The 23975-nt window shown below is 65.2% G+C and carries 20 protein-coding genes and 1 pseudogene; 17 read left to right on the top strand and 4 right to left on the bottom strand.

Translation table 11 applies throughout. From position 1 onward, the window contains the following. The first annotated feature begins 132 nt into the window (after positions 1–132). From MRS60_RS21310 to MRS60_RS21240, 15 genes and pseudogenes are all read left to right on the top strand, one after another. Positions 133–1467, top strand: coding sequence for an NAD(P)/FAD-dependent oxidoreductase (locus MRS60_RS21310; protein WP_243566616.1), 1335 nt, complete (start codon positions 133–135; stop codon positions 1465–1467). A gap of 84 nt (positions 1468–1551) precedes the next feature. After that, a complete protein-coding gene (locus MRS60_RS21305) occupies positions 1552–2646 on the top strand; it encodes a potassium channel family protein (RefSeq protein WP_034180323.1) in 1095 nt (364 codons plus the stop codon). A gap of 162 nt (positions 2647–2808) precedes the next feature. Beyond that, a pseudogene (locus MRS60_RS21300) lies at positions 2809–3357 on the top strand (integrase core domain-containing protein); the annotation flags it as partial. A gap of 356 nt (positions 3358–3713) precedes the next feature. Further along, positions 3714–4265: a sigma-70 family RNA polymerase sigma factor gene (locus MRS60_RS21295; RefSeq protein ID WP_105392523.1), complete on the top strand. Its 552-nt coding sequence runs from the start codon at positions 3714–3716 to the stop codon at positions 4263–4265. Further along, complete coding sequence (locus MRS60_RS21290; protein ID WP_131949483.1) at positions 4247–5221, top strand: DUF4880 domain-containing protein; 975 nt, start codon at positions 4247–4249, stop codon at positions 5219–5221. Before MRS60_RS21295 ends, MRS60_RS21290 begins: the two co-directional genes overlap by 19 nt. 131 nt (positions 5222–5352) lie before the next feature. Beyond that, positions 5353–5817, top strand: a complete 465-nt coding sequence (locus MRS60_RS21285; RefSeq protein WP_105392488.1) for an Lrp/AsnC family transcriptional regulator — start codon at positions 5353–5355, stop codon at positions 5815–5817. 331 nt (positions 5818–6148) lie between these two features. Then, positions 6149–8512, top strand: coding sequence for a TonB-dependent siderophore receptor (locus tag MRS60_RS21280; protein WP_131949529.1), 2364 nt, complete (start codon positions 6149–6151; stop codon positions 8510–8512). A gap of 31 nt (positions 8513–8543) precedes the next feature. Further along, positions 8544–9299: an energy transducer TonB gene (locus MRS60_RS21275; protein WP_243566615.1), complete on the top strand. Its 756-nt coding sequence runs from the start codon at positions 8544–8546 to the stop codon at positions 9297–9299. A gap of 22 nt (positions 9300–9321) precedes the next feature. Then, the gene (locus tag MRS60_RS21270; RefSeq protein ID WP_131949485.1) at positions 9322–10056 is read left to right on the top strand and encodes a MotA/TolQ/ExbB proton channel family protein; all 735 of its coding nucleotides are present in this window, start codon (positions 9322–9324) and stop codon (positions 10054–10056) included. A 13-nt stretch (positions 10057–10069) separates the two neighbouring features. Continuing rightward, positions 10070–10492: an ExbD/TolR family protein gene (locus MRS60_RS21265; protein WP_082146233.1), complete on the top strand. Its 423-nt coding sequence runs from the start codon at positions 10070–10072 to the stop codon at positions 10490–10492. 107 nt (positions 10493–10599) lie between these two features. Further along, a complete protein-coding gene (locus MRS60_RS21260) occupies positions 10600–12270 on the top strand; it encodes an ABC transporter ATP-binding protein/permease (protein WP_243566614.1) in 1671 nt (556 codons plus the stop codon). 79 nt (positions 12271–12349) lie between these two features. Further along, on the top strand, positions 12350–13573 hold the full coding sequence (gene trxA / locus MRS60_RS21255) for a thioredoxin (protein ID WP_175747565.1): 1224 nt from the start codon (positions 12350–12352) through the stop codon (positions 13571–13573). A gap of 42 nt (positions 13574–13615) precedes the next feature. After that, the gene (locus MRS60_RS21250; RefSeq protein WP_217587693.1) at positions 13616–14974 is read left to right on the top strand and encodes a TldD/PmbA family protein; all 1359 of its coding nucleotides are present in this window, start codon (positions 13616–13618) and stop codon (positions 14972–14974) included. A 12-nt stretch (positions 14975–14986) separates the two neighbouring features. After that, positions 14987–16462, top strand: coding sequence for a metalloprotease TldD (tldD, locus tag MRS60_RS21245; RefSeq protein ID WP_105392494.1), 1476 nt, complete (start codon positions 14987–14989; stop codon positions 16460–16462). A gap of 40 nt (positions 16463–16502) precedes the next feature. Then, positions 16503–16934 (top strand): Fis family transcriptional regulator, encoded by a 432-nt coding sequence (locus tag MRS60_RS21240; protein WP_243566613.1) that lies wholly within the window; start codon positions 16503–16505, stop codon positions 16932–16934. Between the two features lie 58 nt (positions 16935–16992). Here the strand turns inward: MRS60_RS21240 and MRS60_RS21235 are convergent, their stop codons facing one another. Then, on the bottom strand, positions 16993–17751 hold the full coding sequence (locus MRS60_RS21235) for an SDR family oxidoreductase (RefSeq protein WP_243566612.1): 759 nt from the start codon (positions 17749–17751) through the stop codon (positions 16993–16995). 140 nt (positions 17752–17891) lie between these two features. After that, entirely contained in the window at positions 17892–18836 is a 945-nt protein-coding gene (locus MRS60_RS21230) for a LysR family transcriptional regulator (protein WP_243566611.1), read from the bottom strand. Positions 18837–19002: 166 nt separating this feature from the next. Here MRS60_RS21230 and MRS60_RS21225 point away from each other — a divergent pair, with 166 nt between their 5' ends. Further along, complete coding sequence (locus MRS60_RS21225) at positions 19003–20217, top strand: FAD-dependent monooxygenase (RefSeq protein WP_243566610.1); 1215 nt, start codon at positions 19003–19005, stop codon at positions 20215–20217. A gap of 111 nt (positions 20218–20328) precedes the next feature. Here the strand turns inward: MRS60_RS21225 and MRS60_RS21220 are convergent, their stop codons facing one another. Beyond that, positions 20329–21270 (bottom strand): alpha/beta hydrolase, encoded by a 942-nt coding sequence (locus tag MRS60_RS21220; protein WP_105392500.1) that lies wholly within the window; start codon positions 21268–21270, stop codon positions 20329–20331. Positions 21271–21331: 61 nt separating this feature from the next. Continuing rightward, the gene (locus tag MRS60_RS21215) at positions 21332–22429 is read right to left on the bottom strand and encodes an OpgC domain-containing protein (protein WP_034180944.1); all 1098 of its coding nucleotides are present in this window, start codon (positions 22427–22429) and stop codon (positions 21332–21334) included. A gap of 382 nt (positions 22430–22811) precedes the next feature. Here MRS60_RS21215 and MRS60_RS21210 point away from each other — a divergent pair, with 382 nt between their 5' ends. Then, complete coding sequence (locus MRS60_RS21210; protein WP_034180296.1) at positions 22812–23966, top strand: porin; 1155 nt, start codon at positions 22812–22814, stop codon at positions 23964–23966. Positions 23967–23975 lie beyond the last annotated feature (9 nt).

The raw sequence follows: 23975 nt of genomic DNA, 5'->3' as shown, positions 1-23975 counted from the left end.
GCGCGGAAAAGATAACTTTACCGCAAAATGGTCGTCATTCAGTGTCATGAAAGGTGCGTTTGTGTGAAAGGTGTGTCACGACGTTACCGTAGCAGCTCATATCTCGAACGTATTAACGCCCGACAGGAAACAATGACGACAACCTATCCGCTGCACGATGCCTTGACCCGCGCCGAAACGGCGCTTCCGGCCGAAGCCGACGTCGTGATCGCCGGCGCCGGCATCATGGGCTGCGCGGCCGCGTATTACCTGGGACTGCGCGGCCTGAAGGCCGTCGTGCTCGACAAGTCGCGCATCGCCGGACAGCAGTCGACGCGCGCGTGGGGCTTCGTGCGGCAGCAGGGGCGCGAAGCCGCCGAGGTGCCGCTGATGATGGCCGGCATGCGGATCTGGGAGGGGTTAGAGGAAACCCTCGGTTTCGATCTCGAATGGCGGCAGGGCGGCTGTCTCTATATTGCGGACAACGAAACTGACTGGGCGTCGTTCAACGCGTGGCTTTCCGTCGCACGCGAGCACGGGCTCGATACGCGCACGCTGACCCGCGCGCAGATCGACGAGCGCGTCAGCGGCCTTTCGCCGCAGGCGCGCACGCTCGGCGGGCTGTACACCGCGACCGACGGGCAGGCCGAGCCGCGCCGCGTGGCCGCGGCGTTCGCCGCGCGTGCCACCGAGGCCGGCGCGCGCTTCTTCGAAGGCTGCGGCGTGACGGCGATCGAGACGGCCGGCGGCGCGGTCGTCGGCGTCGCGACCGAGCGCGGCACGATCCGCACGCGGCGCGTGATCTGCGCGGCCGGCGCGACCAGCTTCCGGCTGCTCGACGGCGTCGGCATCCGGCTGCCGCAGCAGGCCGTGCGCGGTACCTGCATGCGCACCAACGTGGTGCCGCCGGTATCGGCGTCGACGGTGTGGGGGCACGGCCTCGGCATCCGGCAGCGCAAGAACGGCGCGATCAATCTCGCCGACGACATGCAGGTCGACGTCGACCTGACGCTCGGTCACCTGCGCGGGTTGAGCCTGTTCTGGCCGGAGTTCTGGTCGCAGCGCGACAAATTCCGGCTGCACGTGAATTCGGCCGCGTGGCGCGATGCGCTTGCGCGCATCAACGGCGCGGCCGGGCCGATCGAGCCGCGCGATCCGCAGCCGCAGCCGAATCGCGCGCATGCGCCGCGCGCGCTTGCGAAGCTCAAGGCGATCTTCCCCGCGCTGAAGGACGCGCAGATCGTCGAGGCATGGGCCGGCCTGATCGACGTGCTGCCCGACGGCATTCCGGTGATCGATGCGCCGGGCGCGCCGTCGGGGCTCGCGATCGCGACGGGGTTCTGCGGTCACGGTTTCGCGATGGGGCCGATCGTCGGCCGGCTGCTGGCCGAATGGATCGACACGGGCGCGCCGTCGCTCGACCTGTCGGCGTTTCGCGCGCAGCGTTTCGTCGACGGGACGATGGTGCGGCCGCGCAGCATGCTGTAGCGGACGAATCGATGCAATGATGTCGGGTCGGATCGCTGCCTTCCCGTCGTAGAATCGAGCCCGCATCCTTCAGGAGATTCCCCGTTGGCCTCGCCTTCCGCCCAGCGCCGTTCGTTGCGCTCACGCCTGCGTCGCGCCCGCAACCCGTGGCAGGCGCCGCGTGCGCGCATGCTGTTCACGCGTCCCGCGACGTCGCCGCGGCGCACGCTGCTGTTTCGTGTCGGTGCGGTCGCGCTGTTGTGCGTGCTCGCGTTCCTCGTGCTGTATGTCGATCGCGACGGCCTGCGCGATTCGACCAAGAGCACGCCGATGACCGTCGCCGATCTCGTGTACTTCACGATGGTCACCGTCGCGACGGTCGGCTACGGCGACATCGTGCCCGTCACCGCGCGCGCCCGCCTGATCGATGCGTTCTTCATCGTGCCGATCCGCATCGTCATCTGGTTCATTTTCCTGGGCACGGCGTATCAGTTCGTGATCCAGCGCGTCATCGAGGAATTCCGCATGAAACGTCTGCAAAAGCAATTGTCCGATCACATCGTCGTGTGCGGTTACGGCCTGTCGGGGTCGATCGCCGTGCGCGAGCTGCTCGAGAGCGGCGTCGATGCCGCGACGATCATCGTGATCGATTCGCAGCAGCAGGCGCTCGAGGCCGCGACGTCGCTCGGCGTGACGGGGCTGCTCGGCGATCCCGCGCATGAGGATCTGCTCCAGCAGGCACAGGTGCGCGCGGCGAAGGCCGTGATCATCTCGGTGACCGACGATCCGACCGCGATCCTGCTGACGCTGTCGGTGCGCAGCATCGCGCCAGAGACGAAGATCGTCGTGCGGATCCAGGAGAACCTGTACCAGCGGCAACTGCGGCAGGCCGGCGCGGACGTGATCGTGTCGTCGACGAAGATCGGCGCGCTGCTGCTTGCGGATGCGGTGCATAGCCGCTATATCGTGCCGTTCGTGAACGACATGCTGTCGACGCGCGGGCGCGCGACGCTGATCGAGCGCGAGGCGCTGCCGCACGAGATCGGCTGCATGACCAATGTCGTGCCGGGCGCGATCGTGGTCGGGCTCGATCGCTGCGGGAAGATCCAGTCGTTTTATGAAGATCCGCCATGCCGGATCGAGAAGGGGGACACGCTGGTCGTGATTCAGTCGGCGCGGATTCCGGATGCGGATGTGTGAGGATTGTGCGTGGAGTAAGCGTCAGTATTTTCAATGGATTATCGTTTAAGTTTTCTCCGATTATTCGTTTCATTTCTAGTGTGTAGGCGCTATGCCGGCGATCTGGGGCAACTTCGATCCACGTCGATCGATGGCAATGCGTCCTCGATGAGACGTCCAGTGCTATCGGAGCGCCGCGCCTGCCGGCTTGTCGGGCTTTCTCGCAGCATGTTGCACTACGAGTGCGAAGCCGGACCATGAGAATGAAGCGTTGACGGCGCGTCTGGTGGAGCTGGCGCACGAGCGTCGCCGCTTCGGCCACCGTCGGCTGCATGCCCTGGTGGAACGCGAAGGAACGCACGCCAATCACAAACGGGCGCCCGCTTCCGAGGCGATCCCAAAGCGGTGCGAACAGACCAGGGGCCCGAATTCACGAGCCGCGCGCTCGGCCAGTGGGCCTACGCAAGTGGCGTCACCATGAAGTTGATTCAGGCCGGCAAGCCGACGCGGAATGCGTACATCGAATCGTTCAACGGCAAGTTCCGCGATGAATGCCTTAACGAGCACTGGTCTACGACGCTTGCCCACGCTCGCGCTGTCATCGCGGCATGGCGTCAAGACTACAACGAGCAAAGGCCGCACAGCGCACTGAATTACCTCTCGCCATCGGAGTTCGCGGCGAAACATCAGGCAACAGCGGATGCTCCTGCCGCATTCCAGGAGCTGGTTTAAAGGGACTTTGCTAGAAGTCCATTGGCGCTATTGATGGGGCAGGTCATACAACCACAATCGTCGTCATGTTCCGACGGATCAGGGGCGAATCGCCGCAGCGATATCTGGCAGCCAGTTGAGCGAGCATGATTCGGGGCGGCCTGCGGCTCCGCGACGTGATCGGGGCGTCCTGGTCGTCCCGGCGTCGCGAATGACCGCCCCGGACGTCGGGTTTTGGATTGGTATCGCGCCGGTATGCGGCGATTTTGAAATGGCATACTACGACACCAATCTAGCGGGGCATGACGTTGCATTTGGGCAGATGATTGGCATCCTGCAGCGCACGCCCATCGCGCCATCGCTTTGGAAATTGGCACATGAGCACTGGCCCGGCAGCACAGCCTCTCGACAAGCTGGAAAGGAGCGACGACGAGTCGCCTCATTCCCGCTCGGTTTGGCTTGCCAACGAGTTTCGGGCCAGCTACGGATGGCTGAAGGCGAAGCTGCTGCGTCGTGTCGGATCGCCGGCCGATGCCGAGGATCTTGCGTCGTCGTCGTTCGAGGCGCTTGCCGGCGTCGATGACCCGCCGGGTATTCGCGAGCCTCGAGCGTGGCTGACCGTCATCGCCCAGCGTCTCACCTTCGAGATGTGGCGCCGCCGGGATCTCGAGCGCGCTTATCATGAGGCGCTCCTCACCGTCGAGGAGCCCCTCGCGCCGTCCGCCGAATCGATCGTCGAGATTTCCCAGGCATTGTTCCTGATCGATCAGGCGCTCGATGGATTGTCTCCGAAAGCGAAAAGTGCCTTTATCTACAGCCAGATCGACGGCCTCACGTATTCCGAGATTGCCGCTCGACTCGGCGTCTCGACAAGCATGGTTCGCAAATATATCGCCCAGGCGCTTACCCGATGCTTTCTGATCAGTTGAAGGCCCCGCGTGGCGCCGGCCCGGTCGATGCGTGCGCGGAGGAAGCCGTTCAGTGGGAGGTCCGGTTGCGTGCCGAGGACGCCACGCAGCAGGATCGCGATGGCTTCGAGGCATGGCGCCGCGCCGATCCCGCGCACGAAGCGGCGTGGATACGGCTCCAGGAAGGGCTGGCGCGGTTTGCCTCCCTGCGGAACGCGCCCGGCACGGCGGTGCGAAGCGCGCTGAACGAGCCGTCTCGTGCGAGGCGCCGCATGTTGAAGGCTGGCGCCGGGGTGGGGGCGCTGGCGCTGGCCGCGATCGGGACGCGAGAACTGGTCCGGGCGTATTCGCTCGACGCCGACTATCACAATGGCGATCGGACGCCGCAGGCCGTGGCGCTGAAAGACGGGACACCGATCGTCCTCGGGGCATCGGCGCGTGTTTATTGGACACGGGACGGCGCACGCGGCGACGTCTATCTTGCGTCCGGCCAGATCCTGACGAGTCCCGCCACGACGAACCGCTCGCAGTTCGCCGTGAGGACGCGGGACGGGACGGCAATCACGAGCCACGCTCGCCTGAGCGTCGATACATTGCGATATCACACCGTGGTCGCGGTGCAGGGGGGGGATGCTACCCTTGCGACGCCGCGCGGCGGCAGTGTCCGCATCGGCGATGGTTCGGTCTGGTCGCTATCGCCGGGGCGCATCGCCCGCATGCCCGAGACGGCCGCCGACATCTTCGCCTGGAGCCGCGGCACGCTCGTCGTCCTGGATCGCCCGCTGCCCGACATCCTCGAGACGCTGGGCCGCTACTACGGCGGCTATATCCGGTTTCCGCGGGCCGCGCTCGCTCGCCGGGTCAGCGGCGTGTTCCCACTCGACGACGCCGAGGCGGCGCTGCGCCAGCTCGCCAACGGCCTGGGACTTTCCCTTGCCGTGTATGGCAAGGTTCTGGCCGTCGCCTCAGAGGCTTGACGCCGCGCCCCGTTCAGCCGGGGCGCAAAAATTTTTTTCTTTCCCGGTGTCACTTTTCCCGCTTCGTTGCACAAGGTGAATGAAGGCGTCCGAATGCCTGCGACGCTTACCTTGTCCCGAAGGGGGGAACTGTGATCGACCATATCGACAAGGCCATCCTGACAGTCCTGCAAGAGGACAGCACGCTTTCAGTGGCGGAAATCGCCGATCGCGTGCATTTGTCGACGACGCCTTGCTGGCGCCGCATACAGAAGCTCGAGCAGGACGGCGTCATCGCCCGCCGAGTCGCTCTGCTCGACGCCGACAAGCTCAATGTCGGCGTGACCGTGCTCGTCGAAATCAGGACTGCGCAGCATACGGCCGCCTGGCTCAAACGCTTCTGCGACGTGGTCGCCGACATCCCCGAGGTGATCGAGGTGTACCGCATGAGCGGTCACATCGACTACCTGCTGAAGGTGGTCGTTCCGCACATCGCCGGGTATGACGGCGTGTACAAGCGCTTGATCAGCGAGCTGGAAATTTTCGATGTGAGTTCGAGTTTCTCGATGGAGACCATCAAGCATACGACGAGGTTGCCCCTCGATTACGTTTGCTGATTTTCTTGTCTGCGGATTCCGCCTGCTGGATTGAATTTTCAAAGACGGCGCGGTCGGTGGGAATAAAAAACCGGAAATGGCGCGAAGGACGAATTCTTTCAAAAAAGTATTCCGGGCAGGATCGCTAGACTTTTTCATGTGGATGAGGAGCCGGCAAGCCTGCCGGGGCCGGCGGCCTCGAGCGAAGCCGGGAGTGAAGGGGGAAGGCATGCCGTTGCGGTTGACCGCTGCTTCTCGACTTCTCGATCGTGTGGGACAAGACAGGCGTTTTGCCGAAATACAACCGACTAGGGATGGGTGCATCGTGGGGATCAAGTTCGACGGCAAGGGTATGGCCCGCAACGTTGCGGCAATGGCGATCGCAATGGCGGTTGCCCAGACTTTCATGGTGTCCGCGGCGTATGCGCAGCAGGCGGAACAACACACCTATCATCTGCCGAGCGGTCCGCTGGATCGCACGTTGGTGGAGATCGCCCGGGTCGCGCAGCTTCCGTTGAGCTATGACGCGTCATTGGTGCAGTCGCTCAAATCGACGCCGGTGGACGGCACGTATTCGGCCGAGGCCGCGATTCGCAAGGCCTTGCAGGGCACGGGCCTCGACCTGGTTCCGACGGCGAACGGCGGTTACACGCTGGCTCACGTCAAGGCGGATGCCAAGGGGGTTTCGTCGGCGCCGGCCGCTGCCGCAGCCGCGGCGACCACGGCGCAGGTAGACACCACCTTGCCCCTCATCAGCGTGGCGGCCAGCCGGGATTCAGGCGGTACCGGCTTCGTCGCGGAATCGTCCTCCACCTATGCGCGCTCGGATGTGCCGCTGAGCGAGACGCCGAAATCGGTCAGCGTCATCAATGCCGCGGTGATCCAGAGCCAGGGTGCTCAGTCGCTCTCCGATGTGCTGAGGAATGCTTCCGGTGTCGTCACGCGGCCGGGGCCGCTGGGCGTGCCGAGTTACACGATTCGCGGGTTTGTAGCGCAAAACGTCACGTCGGATGGATTGGCGACTGTCGGGACGGCCCCTAACGTTACGCCGACGATCGCCATCTCGAGCGTGGAAGTGGTCAAGGGACCCTCGGCCATCGTGAATGGCAACAGTCCGCCGGGAGGCGTCATCAATCTCGTCAAGAAGACGCCGCAGGCCGATCCGTTTCATGAAATCCAGGTGGGCTACGGATCGTACGGCGACACCCAGATCGCGCTGGACAGCACGGGCGCGATCACCGCCGACAAGAAACTCCGGTATCGCTTCATCATCTCGGGTGAACGGGTCGGCCAGAATTCGATGGGATATGACGGCAAGAGAAATTTCTACTTTGCGCCGACTGTGCAATGGAAGGACTCGACCACGGATGTGACGGTCGGCTATGAGCGCACGGTCTACCGCGAGCCGGTTCCCCAGTTCACGCTCGGCCATGCTGCCGGCGATATCTATCGAAACTATATCGACAAGCCGCTTGGCACGCCGTCCGACCATTTCGGCGCGCAAACGGACAATATTTTCATTCATCTCGAACAAAAGCTCGGCTCGGCGCTGACCTTCGTGAGCAAGGGTTCCTATACGCGGACCCAACAAACGCAGCAAGCCTGGACTACGGCCACGCCGCTCTCGGCGACCAACGGCGTGTTGTTCCACAATTTCGATTCGCTTTCGGATTTCTACAGTTGGAGCTTCCAGAACTACCTGCGCGCCAAGTTCAATGTCGGCGCTGCGAAAAATACGGTGATTGCTGGCTGGGACGTTCTTCGCTACAGCCAGCATCAGTCTGACACCACGACATCGAAATTCATTTCCATTCCGAATGTCTTCGGCTCATTTACGCTTCCGTCTTCCGACACGGGAAACCTGATGCCGAATGGGACTACCTACTTCACCCAAACCGGCTTGTATCTACAAGATCAGTTCTCCTACAAGAATTTCCATGCACTCGCGTCCGTGCGCCGGGATACCTATCTGACACATGCGACCTACGCCGGTAACCCACCACCGGGAAACCATCAGAATGCGTATAGCCCGAGCCTCGGCCTGCTCTACGAACTGACGTCCGAGGTTGCCGCCTACGCCAGCTACAACCGTGGCTTTCAGCCGGGCACGGCGCTTAAATTCGGCGGCGGTGTGCTCCCCCCGCAAACCAGCCAGCAGGTCGAAGTGGGCATGAAGTTCAACCTGCTGGACGACAAGCTGGCCATCACAACCTCGGCTTACCGCACCTCGTTCAGCAATTACAACGTTGCCGACCCGGCCCATCGCGGCTTCTATCTTCCTGCCGGCGGCGCCGTCAGCCGCGGATTCGAAGCGGAGATTACCGGGCAGCCGCTGCCCGGTGTCAACGTGGTGGGCAGCTACACGTACAACGACTTCGTGCAGCCGCCGAACAGCAAGCTGGCGGTGAACCTGCCCAAGAACAGCGCCAGCCTGTGGGCGACCTACAACTTCCGCTCAGAGAAGCTCCAGGGTTTCGGTGTCGGCGCGGGGCTGTTCTTCGCGAGCGGGCAGTACATCGGTTCGGGCTCGGCGTACCGCATCCCCAGCCAGGTGGAGACGGACCTCGGCGTGTTCTATCGGAAGAAGGGTTACGGCCTGAATCTTTCGGTCAAGAACGTATTCAATCGCAAGCTCTACTACAGCAGCACGACCGCTAGCCTGATCCCGATGGGACCGGAGCGGACCATCATGCTCACCGGCACCTATGATTTCTGACACCCTCGAGACTCGGCCGTGGAGCGGCGGCATGTCGAATCCTGAGCGCATCACTCATTCGCGGGCGCGATGGCGGCGCGCGGCGATCGGGGGCGCGGTCGTGCTGGCGCACGCACTGGGGCTGTATCTGATCGTTCATCGCAGCGTGGACCTGATCAGGCTGGAGGCCGACCGGGCCTCCGGTGCGTCGGTTCAGGTCAGGCTCGTTGCCGCGCCGACACCCGAGCCCGTCGCGCGGCCGGAACCGAAGCCCAAGCAGGAGCCTCAGCGGAAGCCGGAACCCAAGCCCGTCGAAAAGCCGGTGGTGCGGAAGACGGCACCCTTGCTTTCCTCGGAGGCTCCTGCTGCCCGGACCATCGCGCCAGCCAAGACCGAGCCCGTCAAACCGGTCGAGCCGGCGCCGCCGGCGCCGCCGGTACCGGTGCCCAGCGCGGTCGCGCCCTCCGCTGCGACACCGCCTGCACCCGCGCCGGGTCCCCAACTGCTCGATAGCCCGAAGCAGATTAGCAGCGCGGAGCTCAAGCAGCTCGGTTGCCGTATCCCGCGGCCGGACTATCCGCCGAAGGCCCGGCGGCTGGACCAGCAAGGCACGGTGGTGGTGAGGCTGAACATCGGCGTGGACGGTGCGGTGAAGACGGCGCGGGTTGCGCAAAGCAGCGGCTACCCGCTGCTGGATGCGGCCGCGCTGGCGGCGATCGAAGCCGGCCATTGCCAGCCCTACACGACCGCCGGTATTGCCCGTGCCGTAGAGGCCGAGCAGCCGATCGCCTTCAACCTGAATGATTGACCTGGAATCTACGGAGCAAAAAATGGAACAGTACGGCATCGCCAACGTCTGGCAGCAGGGCGACTTCATCACCCGGTTCATCTTCGTCTTTCTTCTCGGCATGTCGATCGTGTCGTGGTTCGTCATCGTGACCAAGGGCTTGGCGAATCGACGCCTCGAGACCATGGGAAAACGTGCGCAGACGCGCTTCTGGTCCACGCCGTCGCTCGATGACGGCATCGAGGCCCTGGGCGACGGCACCGACAATCCGTATCGCGCCGTGGCGCTTGCCGGCCGCGAGGCGAACGACCAGCAGGCCGGTGGCGACGCGTCGCTGCAAGGAAGCCTCAGCAGCAGCGAATGGGTGGCGCGCGGCCTGCGCAACGCCTTCGACGACGAGGTTGCCCGCCTGCAGAACGGCCTGGCCATCCTCGGGTCGATCGGCAGTACCGCGCCGTTCGTCGGCCTGTTCGGGACCGTGTGGGGCATCTATCACGCGCTGATGGCCATCGGCGTGTCGGGACAGGCCAGCCTCGATCATGTCGCGGGCCCGGTCGGCGAGTCGCTGATCATGACGGCGATCGGCCTGTTCGTGGCGATCCCCGCCGTGCTCGGATTCAACTACGTCAATCGAGGCAACAAGCGGGTGAGCCATCGCCTGAACCGGTTCGTGCACGAGTTGCACGTGTACTTCGTGACAGGCGCCAAGGCCCGCTGCGACGTTCGCCCGGTGCCCGCGGCGCCGGCGACGAGCAAGCGCGTCAACGCCGCCGCCTGATCGGGAGCCAATCGTGTCGATTCTCATGGATGGCAACAACGACGAAGGCGTGATGAACGACATCAACATGACGCCGCTGATCGACGTCATGTTGGTTCTGCTGATCATTTTCATCGTGACGCTGCCTGTCATCAACAAGGCGGTGAAGGTCGATCTGCCCAAGGCCGCGGCACAGCCCGCCCAGTCGAAAACGCAGGACATCGACCTGTCGATCACGGCTGACAAGACCGTGCTGTGGAACAAGGACGTGGTCGACGATGCGGCGCTGAAGCTGCGTGTCGAGGCGGCTTCGAAGCAGGGCGATCCTCCGGCCGTCAACATCAATGCCGACGAGCACGTCGAATACGGGAAGGTCGCCACGATACTCGCGGCGCTGCAGGGCGGCGGGCTGAACAAGATCAATTTCGTCATGCAACCGACCAAGGGCCAGCAATGATCGGGAATCGGGCATTCCCGACGGACCGGGCCGAGGATCGGGATGCCAGGCGTCACTTTCCTTCCGTCTGGAAGTTGATCACGCCGTACTGGACCACCAGGGAGGGCATGCTGTCGGCATTGATGCTCGCCTACGTGCTTGGGGCGGGCTGGAGCCACACCTATATCGCCGTGTGGCTCAACCGATGGACCGGCACGTTCTACGACGCCGTGGGATCCGGGAGGTTTCAGGCGCTGCCGAACCTGCTGTTGCAGTTCCTGCTGGTGTCCATGGCCGCCGCCGCGCTGACGGTGTCCACGGTGGTGATGCAATCGATCGTCGAGATTCGCTGGCGGCGATGGCTGACGACCTGGCTGGCCGATCAGTGGCTGGCCCGCCATACCTACTACCGCATCGAGCGCGACCGCGCGCTCGAGAACATCGATCAGCGTATCGCGGAGGATGCGAAGCAGTTCGTCAAGGACACCTTGCAGCTGTCGATGGGCGTGCTTCAGGTGCCGGTGAGCATCGTGAGCTTCAGCGTGATCCTGTGGTCGATCGGCCATTCCCTGGATCTCGATATCGGTGGACACACGTACAGCATCCACGGATACCTGGTCTATGCCGTCTTTCTCTATCAAGGCCTGTTTTTCTGGGCCACGCACCTGCTCGGCCGACGCTTGATCACCCTCAATGCCAAGCAGAACCGCGTGGAGGGCGACTTCCGCGTGCTGATGGTGCGGGTGCGCGAATTCGCCGAGCAGATCGCCTTCTTCGATGGAAGCGGCGCGGAAGGCAAGCGATTGAACGGGGCTTTTCGCCAGGTCGTTTCGAATCTTTATGCGCTGCTTTGGGTCAACACGCGGGTCTCGCTGTTTACCAACATCGTCGGGCAATTCAGCTCGGTGGTGCCCGTGGTGCCCACGTTGCTGGTATTGCCGCAACTGATAACGGGGGGGCTGACGCTGGGCGGGCTGATGCAATCGAACGCAGCATTCAGTTCCGTGTCCAGTTCCCTGGCATTCTTTCCCCAGGCTTATCTGGGATTCACCGCGTGGCGCGCCGAAGCGAACCGGCTTCGGGAATTTCTCTACGTGAACGCGCTGGATTCGCGGGGAAACGTCGTGTTGACCGCCGGCGAGCGCGGAGCCGTAGGCGCCCACGGGTTGGTTCTGCGCGACGCAGCCGGCGCGGAGATTGCTCGCGTGCCCGACTTCTCGCTCGCACCCGGTTCGCGCTGTCTGATCCGCGGGCGCTCCGGAAGCGGGAAAAGCACGCTGCTCAGAGCGCTCGCGGGCCTCTGGCCCTACGGCGAGGGCATCGTCACCTGCGGTGCCGAAGGAACGATGTTCGTTCCGCAGCGCAGCTACATTCCCGTCGGCACGTTGAAGGCGGCGATCGCGTATCCGCACGAGGAATCGACGTACACCGACGGCCAATGCGCGGACGTCCTGCGCGCATGCGGCCTCGATGCGCACGTTGCATCGATGCTGGACGCCGATCGCTGGAGCGACCGGCTTTCCGGCGGAGAGCAGCAGCGGGTGGCGTTCGCACGCGTGTTGCTGGCCAGCCCGACCACGATATTTCTCGATGAATGCACGTCGGCGCTCGACACCGAGAGCGAGCGAACGCTCTACCAACTGCTGATCGACCGGCTACCTCAGGCCACGATCCTCAGCGTCGCGCATCGAAAGGAGTTGCTGGCCTTTCATCAGCAGACCCTCGACTTTTCACCGGAATGGGCATCCGCGGTCGCGGCCGGCCTGACCGGCACGGCTTCGTCTGCTTGCCCGGCATGACACCGTGATCCCGTCAAGACGCTTGCACCTCACCGGGGGCAAGGTCCGACGAAACCGAACTTATGGACAGGAACGTGAAATGAGCGATTTGAAAAGTGTGACCGCCGCGAGCTTCGAGGCCGACGTGATGATGAACAGCCGTCCGGTGCTGGTCGACTTCTGGGCCGAATGGTGCGGGCCGTGCAAGGCGCTGGCGCCGACGCTCGAGAAGGTGGCGCGGAACTTCGACGGCAAGGTCGACATCGTCAAGGTCAACGTCGACGAGCATCCGTCCTTGCGCGAGCGTTTCGGTGTGCGCGGTATTCCCGCCCTGGTGCTCATGAACGGCGGCCATGAGGCGGGCCGCATCGTGGGACCGCGGTCGGCCACGCAGTTGGCGAGTTATCTCGATGCGCACCTGGGAACCGTCACGCAGCTGGCCAAGCCCGAAGTGACGCTTCGCGCGTTCGGCGGCGATCCGCAGGTGAAAGCGGCTCGCATCGCACGGTTGCTCGATTATCTGGAGCACAAGCAAGCCGCGCTGGGCACCCCCATGTGGCCGGAAAAGATCAGCGGCGCACTGGAATTCGTTGCCGACTCGCGTGATCCGGACGAGTGCGCGTCCGTGTTGGGCATGCCGACCGATGTGGTCGACGCGGTGACGGTCCTGTCGAGCTATCGAGGCACCCATTTCAAGGCGGCGCTGTTCGTGGCGGACTGGCTGGAAAGCGTACCGGTCGGCGCGAACCTCTCGACGCTGCCCGGCCGGCTGCTGATGTCGATCCTGTCGAGCCGGATCGTCTCGGACACGCTGGAGGGGGAATCGAGGTTGCTGGCGATTCGTGACGAGCTGGTTTCGCTGCACGCGGCGGAATTGGACGGCTCCCCGGTGGCGGACGCGAACTGGGCGGACGTCAGGCAGGCATCCAGGGACGCGGCGGCCGAACTCGGCGACGGGAGTGCTGCCGTGGCCGCCGAGGTGCTGGAGGTCGCTTCGTCCTCGTTGGCCCGGAATCCGGACATGTTGAAGGAGTTCGTCTTTTCACTTTGCGGCTCCATGCGGAAATGGCTGCAGGTCAAATGCAACTGGGGCGCGCAGGACGATGCGCGCTTGAATCAATTGGCGGAAGGGGTCTTCAAGCAGGCAATCGACGCCGGCGTCGAGCCGCCGAGGGGCAGCGCGCTGATGGAGCGTGTGGCGGAGGTCGATCCTCAACTCGTGGGGCGTTTCCTGTCTTATTACGAGGACGGCCATCTCGCCGCGGCCGAGCGGGGCAGCGCGATCGGCGACATGCTGATTCAGCTCACCGGGCAGACCGCCTGAGGCATTCAACGACACGATGCCGCATGGCGGAGGAGCAGGCTGATGCAATCGAGCAGTACGCAGTTGCAAACCGTCGCTGCTGAGCTGGCGAGTTCGGCGGAGCGAGTGATCGCGTTCGCGCGGCAGGCGGGCGCGGAGGGGACGCGCGTGGAGATCGAGGCCGCCGAATCGAGCGCCGTGACCGTGACGAACCGGGTGCAGACGGAACGCAGTTTTTGCGGCACCCTGGAGATGACGGTGACGGTGTTTCGCGACGGAAAACGTGCTTTCGCGAAATCGTCGGACCTGTCGGACGACGGGCTGAGAAAGATCGTTCGCGCGGCGATCGAGAGCACCGCCGCAACCGAGCCCGATCCCGCGGCCGGATTCGCCGATTCGAGCCAGTTGGCCAGGGACTTTCCCGATCTCGATCTCCATCACCCGCTGAATTGGTCGCTCGACGACATCGGTGCCCATGCGCAACGCGCCGAGGATGCGGCGCTCGCACATGACCCGTCGATCAAGGCGTCGAAGGGCGTAACGGTGAGAACGATGTCGGGCACGTCGTTGCTGGCCACGTCGGCGGGGTTCCATGCGACAGCGCCGTGGTCCGTCCATTCGATCGCATGTGCGCCCGTCGCGTTCGGCGCCGGCGAAAAGCAGATCGGTTTCTGGGGCCATGCAAGTCGCGCATTCGACGATCTCGCGAAACCGGAGGAGGTCGGGGCGCTGGCCGCCAGGCGAGCCATCGACGCGCTCGGCGCGACGCAAGTCCCCACGCAGCAATGCCCGGTTCTGTTCGAGCCGTCGGCGTCGCTGGGGCTGCTGGCCGAACTGGTGTCCTCGGCATCGGGGGATGCGCTCTACCGGAGCGGATCGTTCTTGAAGGATGACATCGATTCGTCCTTGTTTCCGCCGCATGTCCAGCTTGACGAGGATCCGTTCGTCAAGCGCGGGATGGCCAGCCGCTGCTTCGACAGAGACGGCATTCCGGGCGGGCGCCGCAAGGTGGTGGAGGACGGCCGCCTGCGCGGGCTGTTTCTCGGGCTTTATGCGGCGCGCCGCTTGAACCTGACGCCCACCGGCAACGGCTATGGGCCCCACAACCTCGAGATGCGCAGTACACGGACCCGGCCCGGCGACGACTTCGCCGCGATGCTGAGGAAGCTGCATCGCGGACTTCTGGTCACGGAGATGGTTGGCGGCGGCGTGAACCGCTTGACGGGGGATTTCTCCCGCGGCGCCAAGGGGTTCTGGGTGGAAGACGGCGAGATCCGGTTCCCGGTGAGCGGTATCACGATAGCGTCGAATCTCCGCCGGATGTTCGGCGGACTACAGGCGATCGGCAGCGACGCGTTGACGAGGGGATGGGCGACCTCCGGATCGTGGCTGATCGATGCAATGAAGATCGGGGGAGCTTGAAACATGAGTGACATGAAGCAGCGGCAGGTATTACGGCCTGCCCGCGAGGAGATCCGCACGCTGGCGCGGCACGCGCTGCTGGACCGGCATGGCGTCGACGAGACGGCGCTTTTTTCCGCGATGGGCGTCGCGCTCGGCCAGCGATGGGATTTTGCGGATATCTTTCTCAAGGAAACGACCGCGGAATCATGGTCGCTGGAAGGGGGGGCCGTGCGCGCGAGTTCGTATCGTTGCGATAGCGGCTTCGGACTGCGCGTGTTGAAGGGAGAACAGGCGACGCTGGCGAGTTCGCAACGCATCGACGCGATGGCGCTCCGGCATGTTGCGTCGCGGCTGTGCGAAACCGGAAGCGGCATTTCGCGTGACGGCTCGGCAGCGATGCAGCGCAGGCCGGCCGCATCGGCACGATCGTTCTACGACCCGGCTCATCCACTGCGGACGATGGATGGAGCGGACAAGATCGCGCTTCTGAAGACGCTCGACGAGATCGCCCGGGCCGCCGACCCGCGCGTGATCGAAGTGCATGCCGTGCTGAGCGCCGTGCACGAAACGATCTGGATCGCGCGATGCGACGGCCTGAGTTGCGGCGATGTGCGTCCGCAACTGTCCTTGTGGATCAACGTGCGCGTCAGGTCCGGCGCGCGCGTGGAGGGCGCTAGCGGGGGGATCGGCGGGCGCTATGGCATCCAGACGTGGGATGACGACGAACTTCGCACATTCGTGCGGGAACGTGTGACGGCCGCCCTCACGAAGCTGCAGGCGCGGCCGGCGCCGGCCGGAAAAATGACGGTGGTGGTCGGCCCGGGCTGGAATGGCGTCTTGTTGCACGAAGCGGTCGGCCATGGACTGGAAGCCGATGGCGTGCGCCGCGGGACGTCCGCCTTCGCGGGACGCCTCGGCGAAAAGGTGGCATCCGGGAATGTGACCATCGTCGACGACGGAACGCTCCAGGGGGGCCGCGGTTCCTTGAATATCGACGACGAAGGGTGTGCGACGCGGCGCACGACCTTGATCGAGAACGGCGTGCTGCGCGCGTACATGCAGGATGCGCTGAGCGCGAGGTTGATGGGAATGGAGCCGACCGGAAACGGCCGCCGCGAGGGTTACGCCTCGCCGCCCATGCCGCGCATGACGAACACGTTCATGCTGAACGGGGACCACGAGCCGCAGGAAATCATCGAGTCGGTGCGCAACGGTATCTACGTGTCGGGCCTCGAGGGCGGCCAGGTCGACATCACGAGCGGTCAGTTCGTTTTCGAGGCATCCGAGGCCTACCTGATCGAAAACGGCAGGATTACCGAGCCGGTCAAGGGCGCGACGATCACGGGCCACGGCCCGGACACCATACGGAACATCAGCCTGGTCGGCAACGATCTTGCCTGCGATCCCGGCAGGGCGACGTGCAGCAAGGCGGGGCAGTCGATCCCGGTGGGCGTGGGCCAACCGACCGTGAGGGTGGATGAAATGACCGTCGGAGGCACCGCGTAGTCATGGCCGTCGAGGCGGCGCATTGCCGGTGGAATAGAACGTGAACAAATGGGCTCATCGTCTCAGTCAGTCCAGCCGCACGCAACGTGAGGCGAAAACGGAACTGCTGCCCTTGGCGAGGCCGATACGCGATGCCTTGTCACTGGAGTATCACCTTCAGCTCGAAGCGCTGCATGCCGGTGTGGGGTCGCTTGTCGCGCTTCAGGTCCTGATGAGGACCGTGATCGCCACGGGCATCCTGTGCGAATACGGGTACGGGGATGTCGAGGACGCTTCGTACAAGGACCTGGAAAAGATCGCAAACCACGCGTTTTCCTCCGGCCGCCAAGGGCATTTCCATTTCGATGGCGACGCATTCCATCTTTTCGCCAGGGTGCTGACAACGCATGATTTGCAGCTGGAAGTCGCCCCCGTCAAGGTGATCGACGAAGTCGCGAAGCGCCTGGAGCGATACTGCAGGGCGACTCAGTGATCGGGCTCTGAAGAATCGGCCGGTGCGGCGAGCGCAACGCGCTTTCGCCCGCAGCGCGCTATCCGCGCCCCACGAAAGGCATCGCGGTCGCCATGATCGTCATGTTCAGGATGTTCGTGTCGAGCGGCAGGTTCGCCATCTGGACGACTGCGTTCGCGACATGCGCGACGTCCATGCGCGCCTCAGGCGCGAGGCTGCCGTCCGCTTGCGGGACGCCTTGCGTCATCCGGTCCGTGAGCGAGGTCGCCGCGTTGCCGATGTCGATCTGGCCGCATGCGATGTTGTACCGGCGGCCGTCCAGCGCCAGCGATTTCGTGATCCCGGTCACCGCATGCTTGGTGGCCGTGTACGCGATCGTATCGGGGCGCGGCGCGTGCGCCGAGATCGAGCCGTTGTTGATGATCCTGCCGCCCTGCGGCGTTTGCGCTTTCATCAGGCGCCACGCGGCCCGCGCGCACAGAAAGACGCCGGTCAGGTTCGTCGCGACGACGCTGTTCCACACGTCGAATTCGTATTCGCCGAGTGAAACGGGCGGGGCGTTGCGTCCGGCATTGTTGAACAGCACGTCCAGCCGGCCGAACTGCTGCGCGATCTGCTCGAACGCGCGGTCGACCGACGCCTCGTCGGTGACGTCGGCGGGAAACACCTGCGCGTCGCCGCCGGCGGCGCGGATGGTGTCCTGCGTTTCGCGTAACGACGCCTCCGTGCGTCCGAGCAGCGCGACGGTGAAGCCGGCCTGGGCGAGTGCGATTGCTGCTGCCCGACCGATGCCGGAGCCGGCGCCCGTGACGGCGGCGAATTTCTTCGAGACAGACATGGCTTGATTTCCTGCGGGTTGAGTAAGGAACGAGGCGACCGAGGTTCGATGTCGTCAGCCCTTCGGCAATGTAGTCGAAATGCGCGGCGCACGGATTCGAGCGATATCGACAATCGCGTCCGACCACGCGGTGACGGCGATCATTTCTTCCGCCCGGGCCCAGCCTTCCGCGCCCGCACACCCGTCTCCGCGAACAGATCGACCACCACGCCGCGCAGCCATCGGTTCCCTTCGTCCTGATTGACCCGCGTATGCCACAGCATATGAATCGGCGCACCGGGCAGCGTGACGGGCAACGCGCGCCAACCCAGCGAAAACGGCGCGGCGAGCTGCAGCGCGAGATGCTCCGGCACGGTCGCGATCAGGTCGGTGCGCTGCAGGATGTAGCCCACGCTCATGAAATGCGGCACCGTCAGCCGCACCCGGCGCTTCACGCGGCGCCGCTTCAGCCATTCGTCCACCTGCCCGTGGCCGGTGTCGGCCGACACCACGACCAGATGCTCGGCGTCGCGCCATGCCTCGACCGTCAGCGGCGCATCCTCGAGCGGATGCCCGTGCCGAAACAGGCACACATAACGTTGATCGAACAGCCGGCGCTGATAGAACCCGCCCTTGAGTTGCGGCAGCAGGCCGATCGCGAGATCGACGCGGCCGTCGGCCATCTCGTCGCTCAGGTTGACGCTCGTGTCGCGCACGGTATTGAGCGCGATGCCCGGCGCCGCTTGCGACAGGTGTTCGAGCAGCGCGGGGAGGAACACGACTTCACCGATATCGGTCATGCCGATCGTCAGCGTGCGCGCGGCGCGCAGCGGATCGAAACCGGTCTCGGGATTGAGCGCGGCATGCAGCGTCGCGAGCGCGTGCGACACGGGCTCCGCCAGACGCAGCGCGAACGGCGTCGGCACCACGCCGCCCGGCCCGCGCACGAACAGCGGATCGCCGAGCCGGCGGCGCAGCTTCGCGAGCGCGTTGCTGACGCCCGGCTGGCTCATGTTCATCTGCTCGGCGACGCTCGACACGCGCCGCTCCTGCATCAGCCGCTGAAATAGCAGCAGCAGGTTCAGGTCGATCTCGCTCAGTTCCATGGTTCTCGCATTGCCCGGCTCATTGCATTCGGTGATGAAGCAGATTCATTTCATTTTATTGCGGGATGAATGTCCACTCCTGAAACTACCGATACGGCGCATGCATTCGACATGACCGCTGCGCAGCCCGCAGACCCCACATCTGAATATCGGAGACACCTTCATCATGCAGACGAACCCGAAGATTGCGATCGTCGGCGCCGGCATCGGCGGCCTGACGCTCGCACTCGCGCTGCGCGAGCACGGCATCGACGCGCAGCTCTACGAGCAGACCGACGCATTGCGCGAAGTCGGCGCGGCCGTCGCGCTGTCGGCCAACGCGACGCGCTTCTACGAACGCATGGGCTTGCGCGCGGCCTTCGACGCGGTGTGCGCGGACATCCCGGACCTCGTCTATCGCGACGGGCACAGCGGCGCGGTGATCGGCCATCATCGCGGCGAACCCGACTATCGCCGGCAATTCGGCGGCGCGTACTGGGGCGTGCATCGCGCCGATCTGCAGGCCGTGCTGTCGAAGGCGGTCGGTCTCGACTGCATCCATCTCGGCCATCGGCTGGTCGATCTCGCGCAGGATGCCGATCGCGTCACGCTCGCGTTCGACAACGGCGAGCGCGTCGAAGCCGATCTCGTGATCGGCGCGGACGGCGCGCGCTCGATCACGCGGCGCTGGATGCTCGGTTATGACGATGTACTGTATTCGGGCTGCTCGGGCTTTCGCGGTGTGGTACCGGCCGCGCGCATGGACCTGCTGCCCGATCCCGACACGATCCAGTTCTGGGTCGGGCCGCATGGGCATCTGCTGCACTACCCGATCGGCGACAACGGCGACCAGAATTTCCTGCTGGTCGAGCGTCATCCGTCACCGTGGCCGTCGCGCGACTGGGTCATGCCGGCGGAAGAGGGCGAGCAACTGCGCGTGTTCAGGGGCTGGCATCCGGCGGTGGTGCAGATGATCACCGCCGTGCCGATCAGCCAGCGCTGGGGGCTGTTCCATCGGCCGCCGCTCGGCCGCTGGAGCCGCGGGCGCGTGACGCTGATCGGCGACGCCGCGCACGCGCTGGTGCCGCATCACGGGCAGGGCGCGAATCAATCGATCGAGGATGCGGTGGTGTTGGCGGCGCAACTGGCGAAGGCCCGCCCGGGCAACTGGCGCGAAGCGCAGGAAGCGTACGAGCGCCTGCGTCGCGGCCGTACGCGCAAGGTGCAGTACGCGTCGATTTCCGCGGCCGACGTGCTGCACCTGCCCGACGGGCCGGCCGCGCAGGCGCGCAACGCGCGTCTGGCCGAACGCGACAGCGTGCTGCATCACCTGGACTGGATTCACGATTTCGATGCGCTCGCCGAGGCGCCGAGCGAGCGGCAGGGCGGCACGTGGCTTTGAGCCCGGAGCGCGGGCCCGAGCCGCGCGCACAGTGCATCGCGCCAGTCGACGGAAGATGGGCCGGGCATCGGCCGCCTTGACGAAAACGGGCGGGGCAACGCCCGCCCGCCGTCACTTCACGCACTCGAGCGCGTACTTCAACCCCTGCCCGAGCAGCCCGCGCCACACGTCCCACGTATGCCCGCCGTCGACGATGCGCAACTCGGCCGGGTTCTGCGCACGGCGCAGCTGCGTGTACAGCACGCTCGATTCGGCCTGGATCGTCAGGTCGTCGTCGCCGGCGGCGATGAACATCGGCACGCGCCAGCTGCGCGCGAAATAGCCGCGCATCAGCGCCGGGTAGTTGAGTTCGTGCCACACGCGCGAGTCGAACTGCCGGTCGCCGAACACGCCGACATAGCGCGCGGCGGAATTGAGCGGCGGCTCGTTCGCATAGATCGCGGGGCTCAGCAGCATCGCGCCGCAGAACAGGCCGGGTTCGAGCAGCGAGAAGCGCAGCGCGCCGAAACCGCCCATCGACACGCCGCCGATCGCGCGGCCCGCGCGCTGGTTCGACACCGCGAAGTGCGCTTCGACTTCGGGCAGCAGGTCGTTGAGGAACGCGCTCTGCATCTTCTCCTTGCGGTCGACGTACCAGTCGGTGCCGCCCTGCGGCATCACGATCACGACGGGGGGAATCTCGCGGCGCTCGATCAGCGTGTCGGCGGTGGCCTGCAGCCGGCCCTGCGTGATCCAGTCGTTCGCGTTGCCGGCATTGCCGTGCAGCAGGTACATCACCGGATAGCGCGCGCCTTCCGGGTTATAGCCGGGCGGCAGGTAGACCGTGTACGACCAGTCGCGCTTCAGCGATGCCGACCGAAACGTGCGCAGCGCGACGCTGCTGCCCGGATTGACCGGCGGCTCCTGGGCGGCCGGCGTGACCGGCGCGGCCTGGGTGGCTTGCGTGGCCGACGGCGGCGCGGGCGATACCGTTGGCGCGGCCGGCGTGGCGCGGGCGGTGGCGATGGAGCCGGCGATCAGGGCGACGGCGAACGGAAGGGCGAGTCGGCGCATGGCGAATCGTTTCAGGAGAGGCGCCGGCTATCGTAGCAGCGGCGCATGACGGCGCGGCGCGTCATTGCCGCGAACGGAACGGCAGCCGCGCGACGAGCGGCCCGTAGAGTTTGGCGACGAGATACAGCAGGCCCATCGCGACCGCATCGGCGGTCAGGCCGAGCGGCACGTCGAGATAGCCTTCGGTCGCCTGGTAAAGCAGCGAATCGACCGCGAGCGAGATGCCGGTGCCCGCGACGAAGCACAGCAGCCCCTGCCGGCCGATCGTGCCGATCCACGGCATCGCGTGCGCGACCTTCTTCATCCAGCCGAGGTGCACGAGCTTGGCCGCGAGCCACGCGATCGCGAGGAAGTTCACGAGCCGCAGTGCGCCGAGATTCTGCTTGATCGACGGATCGGTCGGGAACGGTTCGATGCGCAGCCGGTAGTACGCGCCGGCGGCGACGATCGCGAGCGACACGGCCGTGAGCAGCCAGCCCTGCGGCCTGGGCGCGAGCGTCTGGTAGACGGGCTGGCAGCGCGCGATCACGCCGAGCACGAACAGGAACTGCCACGCGAACGGGTTGAAGTCCCACGGCGCGCCTTCGACGGTCGGCAAAAAGCGCGCGACGTGCGGTGCCGCGTACCACAGCGATCCGCTGAACGCGAGCATCAGCCACGGCTGCGTGCGCGCGAGCGGCAGTGCGAGCGGGACGAGCAGCGCGAAGAACGCGTACATCGGCAGCACCGACGCGAGGTACGGCTGGCGGCGGAACAGCAGGATGTCGCGCAGCGCGGCGAGCGGCTTGTGGAGCAGGCCGTCGAGATCGTTGGTCGGCATGTTCGGGCCGTCGATCGCGAACGCGTTCAGCGCGGCCGTGATCAGCAGCATCAGGCCGGCCGTCACGAGGAACGCGCGGTAGATCTCGAACGCGCGCAGGATGAAGCGCTGGCGCGCGGCGGCCTCGTCGTGCCGTTCGGCGAGCGAGTTGTACGCGATCGCGGTCGCGAAGCCGCCGAGGAACACGAATACCTCGGCCGCGTCGCACAGCGCGTACGCGTGCAGCGTCACGCGCGACAGGATGCTGCCGCCGATATGGTCGACGACGATGACGAGCAGCACGAGGCCGCGGAAGAAATCGAGCTCGGCGTAGCGGCCGGCCCGGGCAGGCGCGGTCATCGGACCGCCGCCCGGCGCGGGTCGCGTGCGCGGCCGGCACATGCCGCGCATGAATCGGGGTGAAGCATGACTTCGTGAAGAAATGGCGAACGGATGCGCATTGTGCCACCGATGCGACGCTTGTCGGGTTTACGCGGATGGCGGGCCGGACTGCCGCTGCCGACAAGCCCGGTCAGGCTGTCTGCGCAACGGGGCAGTTGGGAGAGCGCAACGCTTTGCGCGCGGTTTCCTTACCCCGATGGACGGACGATTTGCGACGTGACACCATTTTGTCCTCACGCGGCCGCACACCGCGTCGTCCGCCCTGCGGGCCATACACAAAACAGACGAAACAATTCGCCGGGCGCTCGGCCCGCCCGGCCCTCGGCTCCGGAGATCCGTCATGAAGAAGCACGTCATTTTTGCAGCCGCGCTCGCTGCCTTCGCCGCGCCGGCCTTTGCCCAGAACAGCGTGACGCTGTACGGCCTGATCGACGAAGGCTTCAATTACACGAACAACGTGAACGTCAATGGGGTCGGAAAGACGAATTACCAGCTCGCGAGCGGTTTCGCGCAAGGCAGCCGCTGGGGCCTGAAGGGCAGCGAGGATCTCGGCGGCGGGCTCAAGGCGATCTTCACGCTGGAAAACGGTTTCGACGTGAACAACGGCCGGCTCAACCAGGGCGGCCGCATGTTCGGCCGCCAGGCGTTCGTCGGGCTGAGCGAGTCGCGCTTCGGCACGCTGACCTTCGGCCGCCAGTACGATTCCGTCGTCGACTATCTCGCGCCGCTGACCGCGAACGGCAACTGGGGCGGCACGCTGTTCTCGCACCCGTTCGACAACGACAACACGGACAACTCGTTCCGCGTCAACAACACGGTCAAGTACGCGAGCCCCGACTGGAACGGCCTGACGTTGGGCGGCACGTACAGCTTCAGCAACAGCACCGGTTTCTCGAACAACCGCCAGTACAGCATCGGTGCGCAGTATTCGCTGGCCGGGCTGCAGGTCGCGGCCGCATACCTGCAGGCGAACAACCCGGGCATCGGCAGCGCGGGCGCGATCGCGGCCGACGACGCGAACTTCGTCGCCGATCGCCTGCGCATCTTCGGCGGCGGCGTCAACTACACGTTCGGCCCGGCAACGGTCGGCTTCGTCTATACGAAGACGGACGTGAAGAACCCGGTGTCGACCGTCTACCTGCCGGCCTCGACGTTCGCCGGCCTCGGGCTGACCGCGACGAAGTTCCAGAACTTCGAGATCAACGGCAAGTACCAGCTCACGCCCGATTTCTATCTCGGCGCGCAGTACGTGTACACGGACGGCAAGTTCGATGCCGCGGCCGGCTCGTTCAAGCCGAAGTACCACACGGTCGGCCTGATGGCCGACTACAGCCTGTCGAAGCGCACCGACGTCTATCTGCAGGGCGCGTGGCAGAAGGTCGGCGGCGACAAGACCGGCACGGCGGCCGACGGCGGCTACGTCGTCGGGACGGACGGCCCGTCGTCGTCGTCGAACCAGTTCGCGGTGCGCGCCGCAATCCGCCACAAGTTCTGAACGGGCGGC

It is taken from the genome of Burkholderia pyrrocinia (assembly GCF_022809715.1).
GTDB classification, from domain to species: Bacteria; Pseudomonadota; Gammaproteobacteria; order Burkholderiales; family Burkholderiaceae; genus Burkholderia; species Burkholderia pyrrocinia_C.
This window is presented reverse-complemented; position numbering and strand designations above follow the sequence as displayed.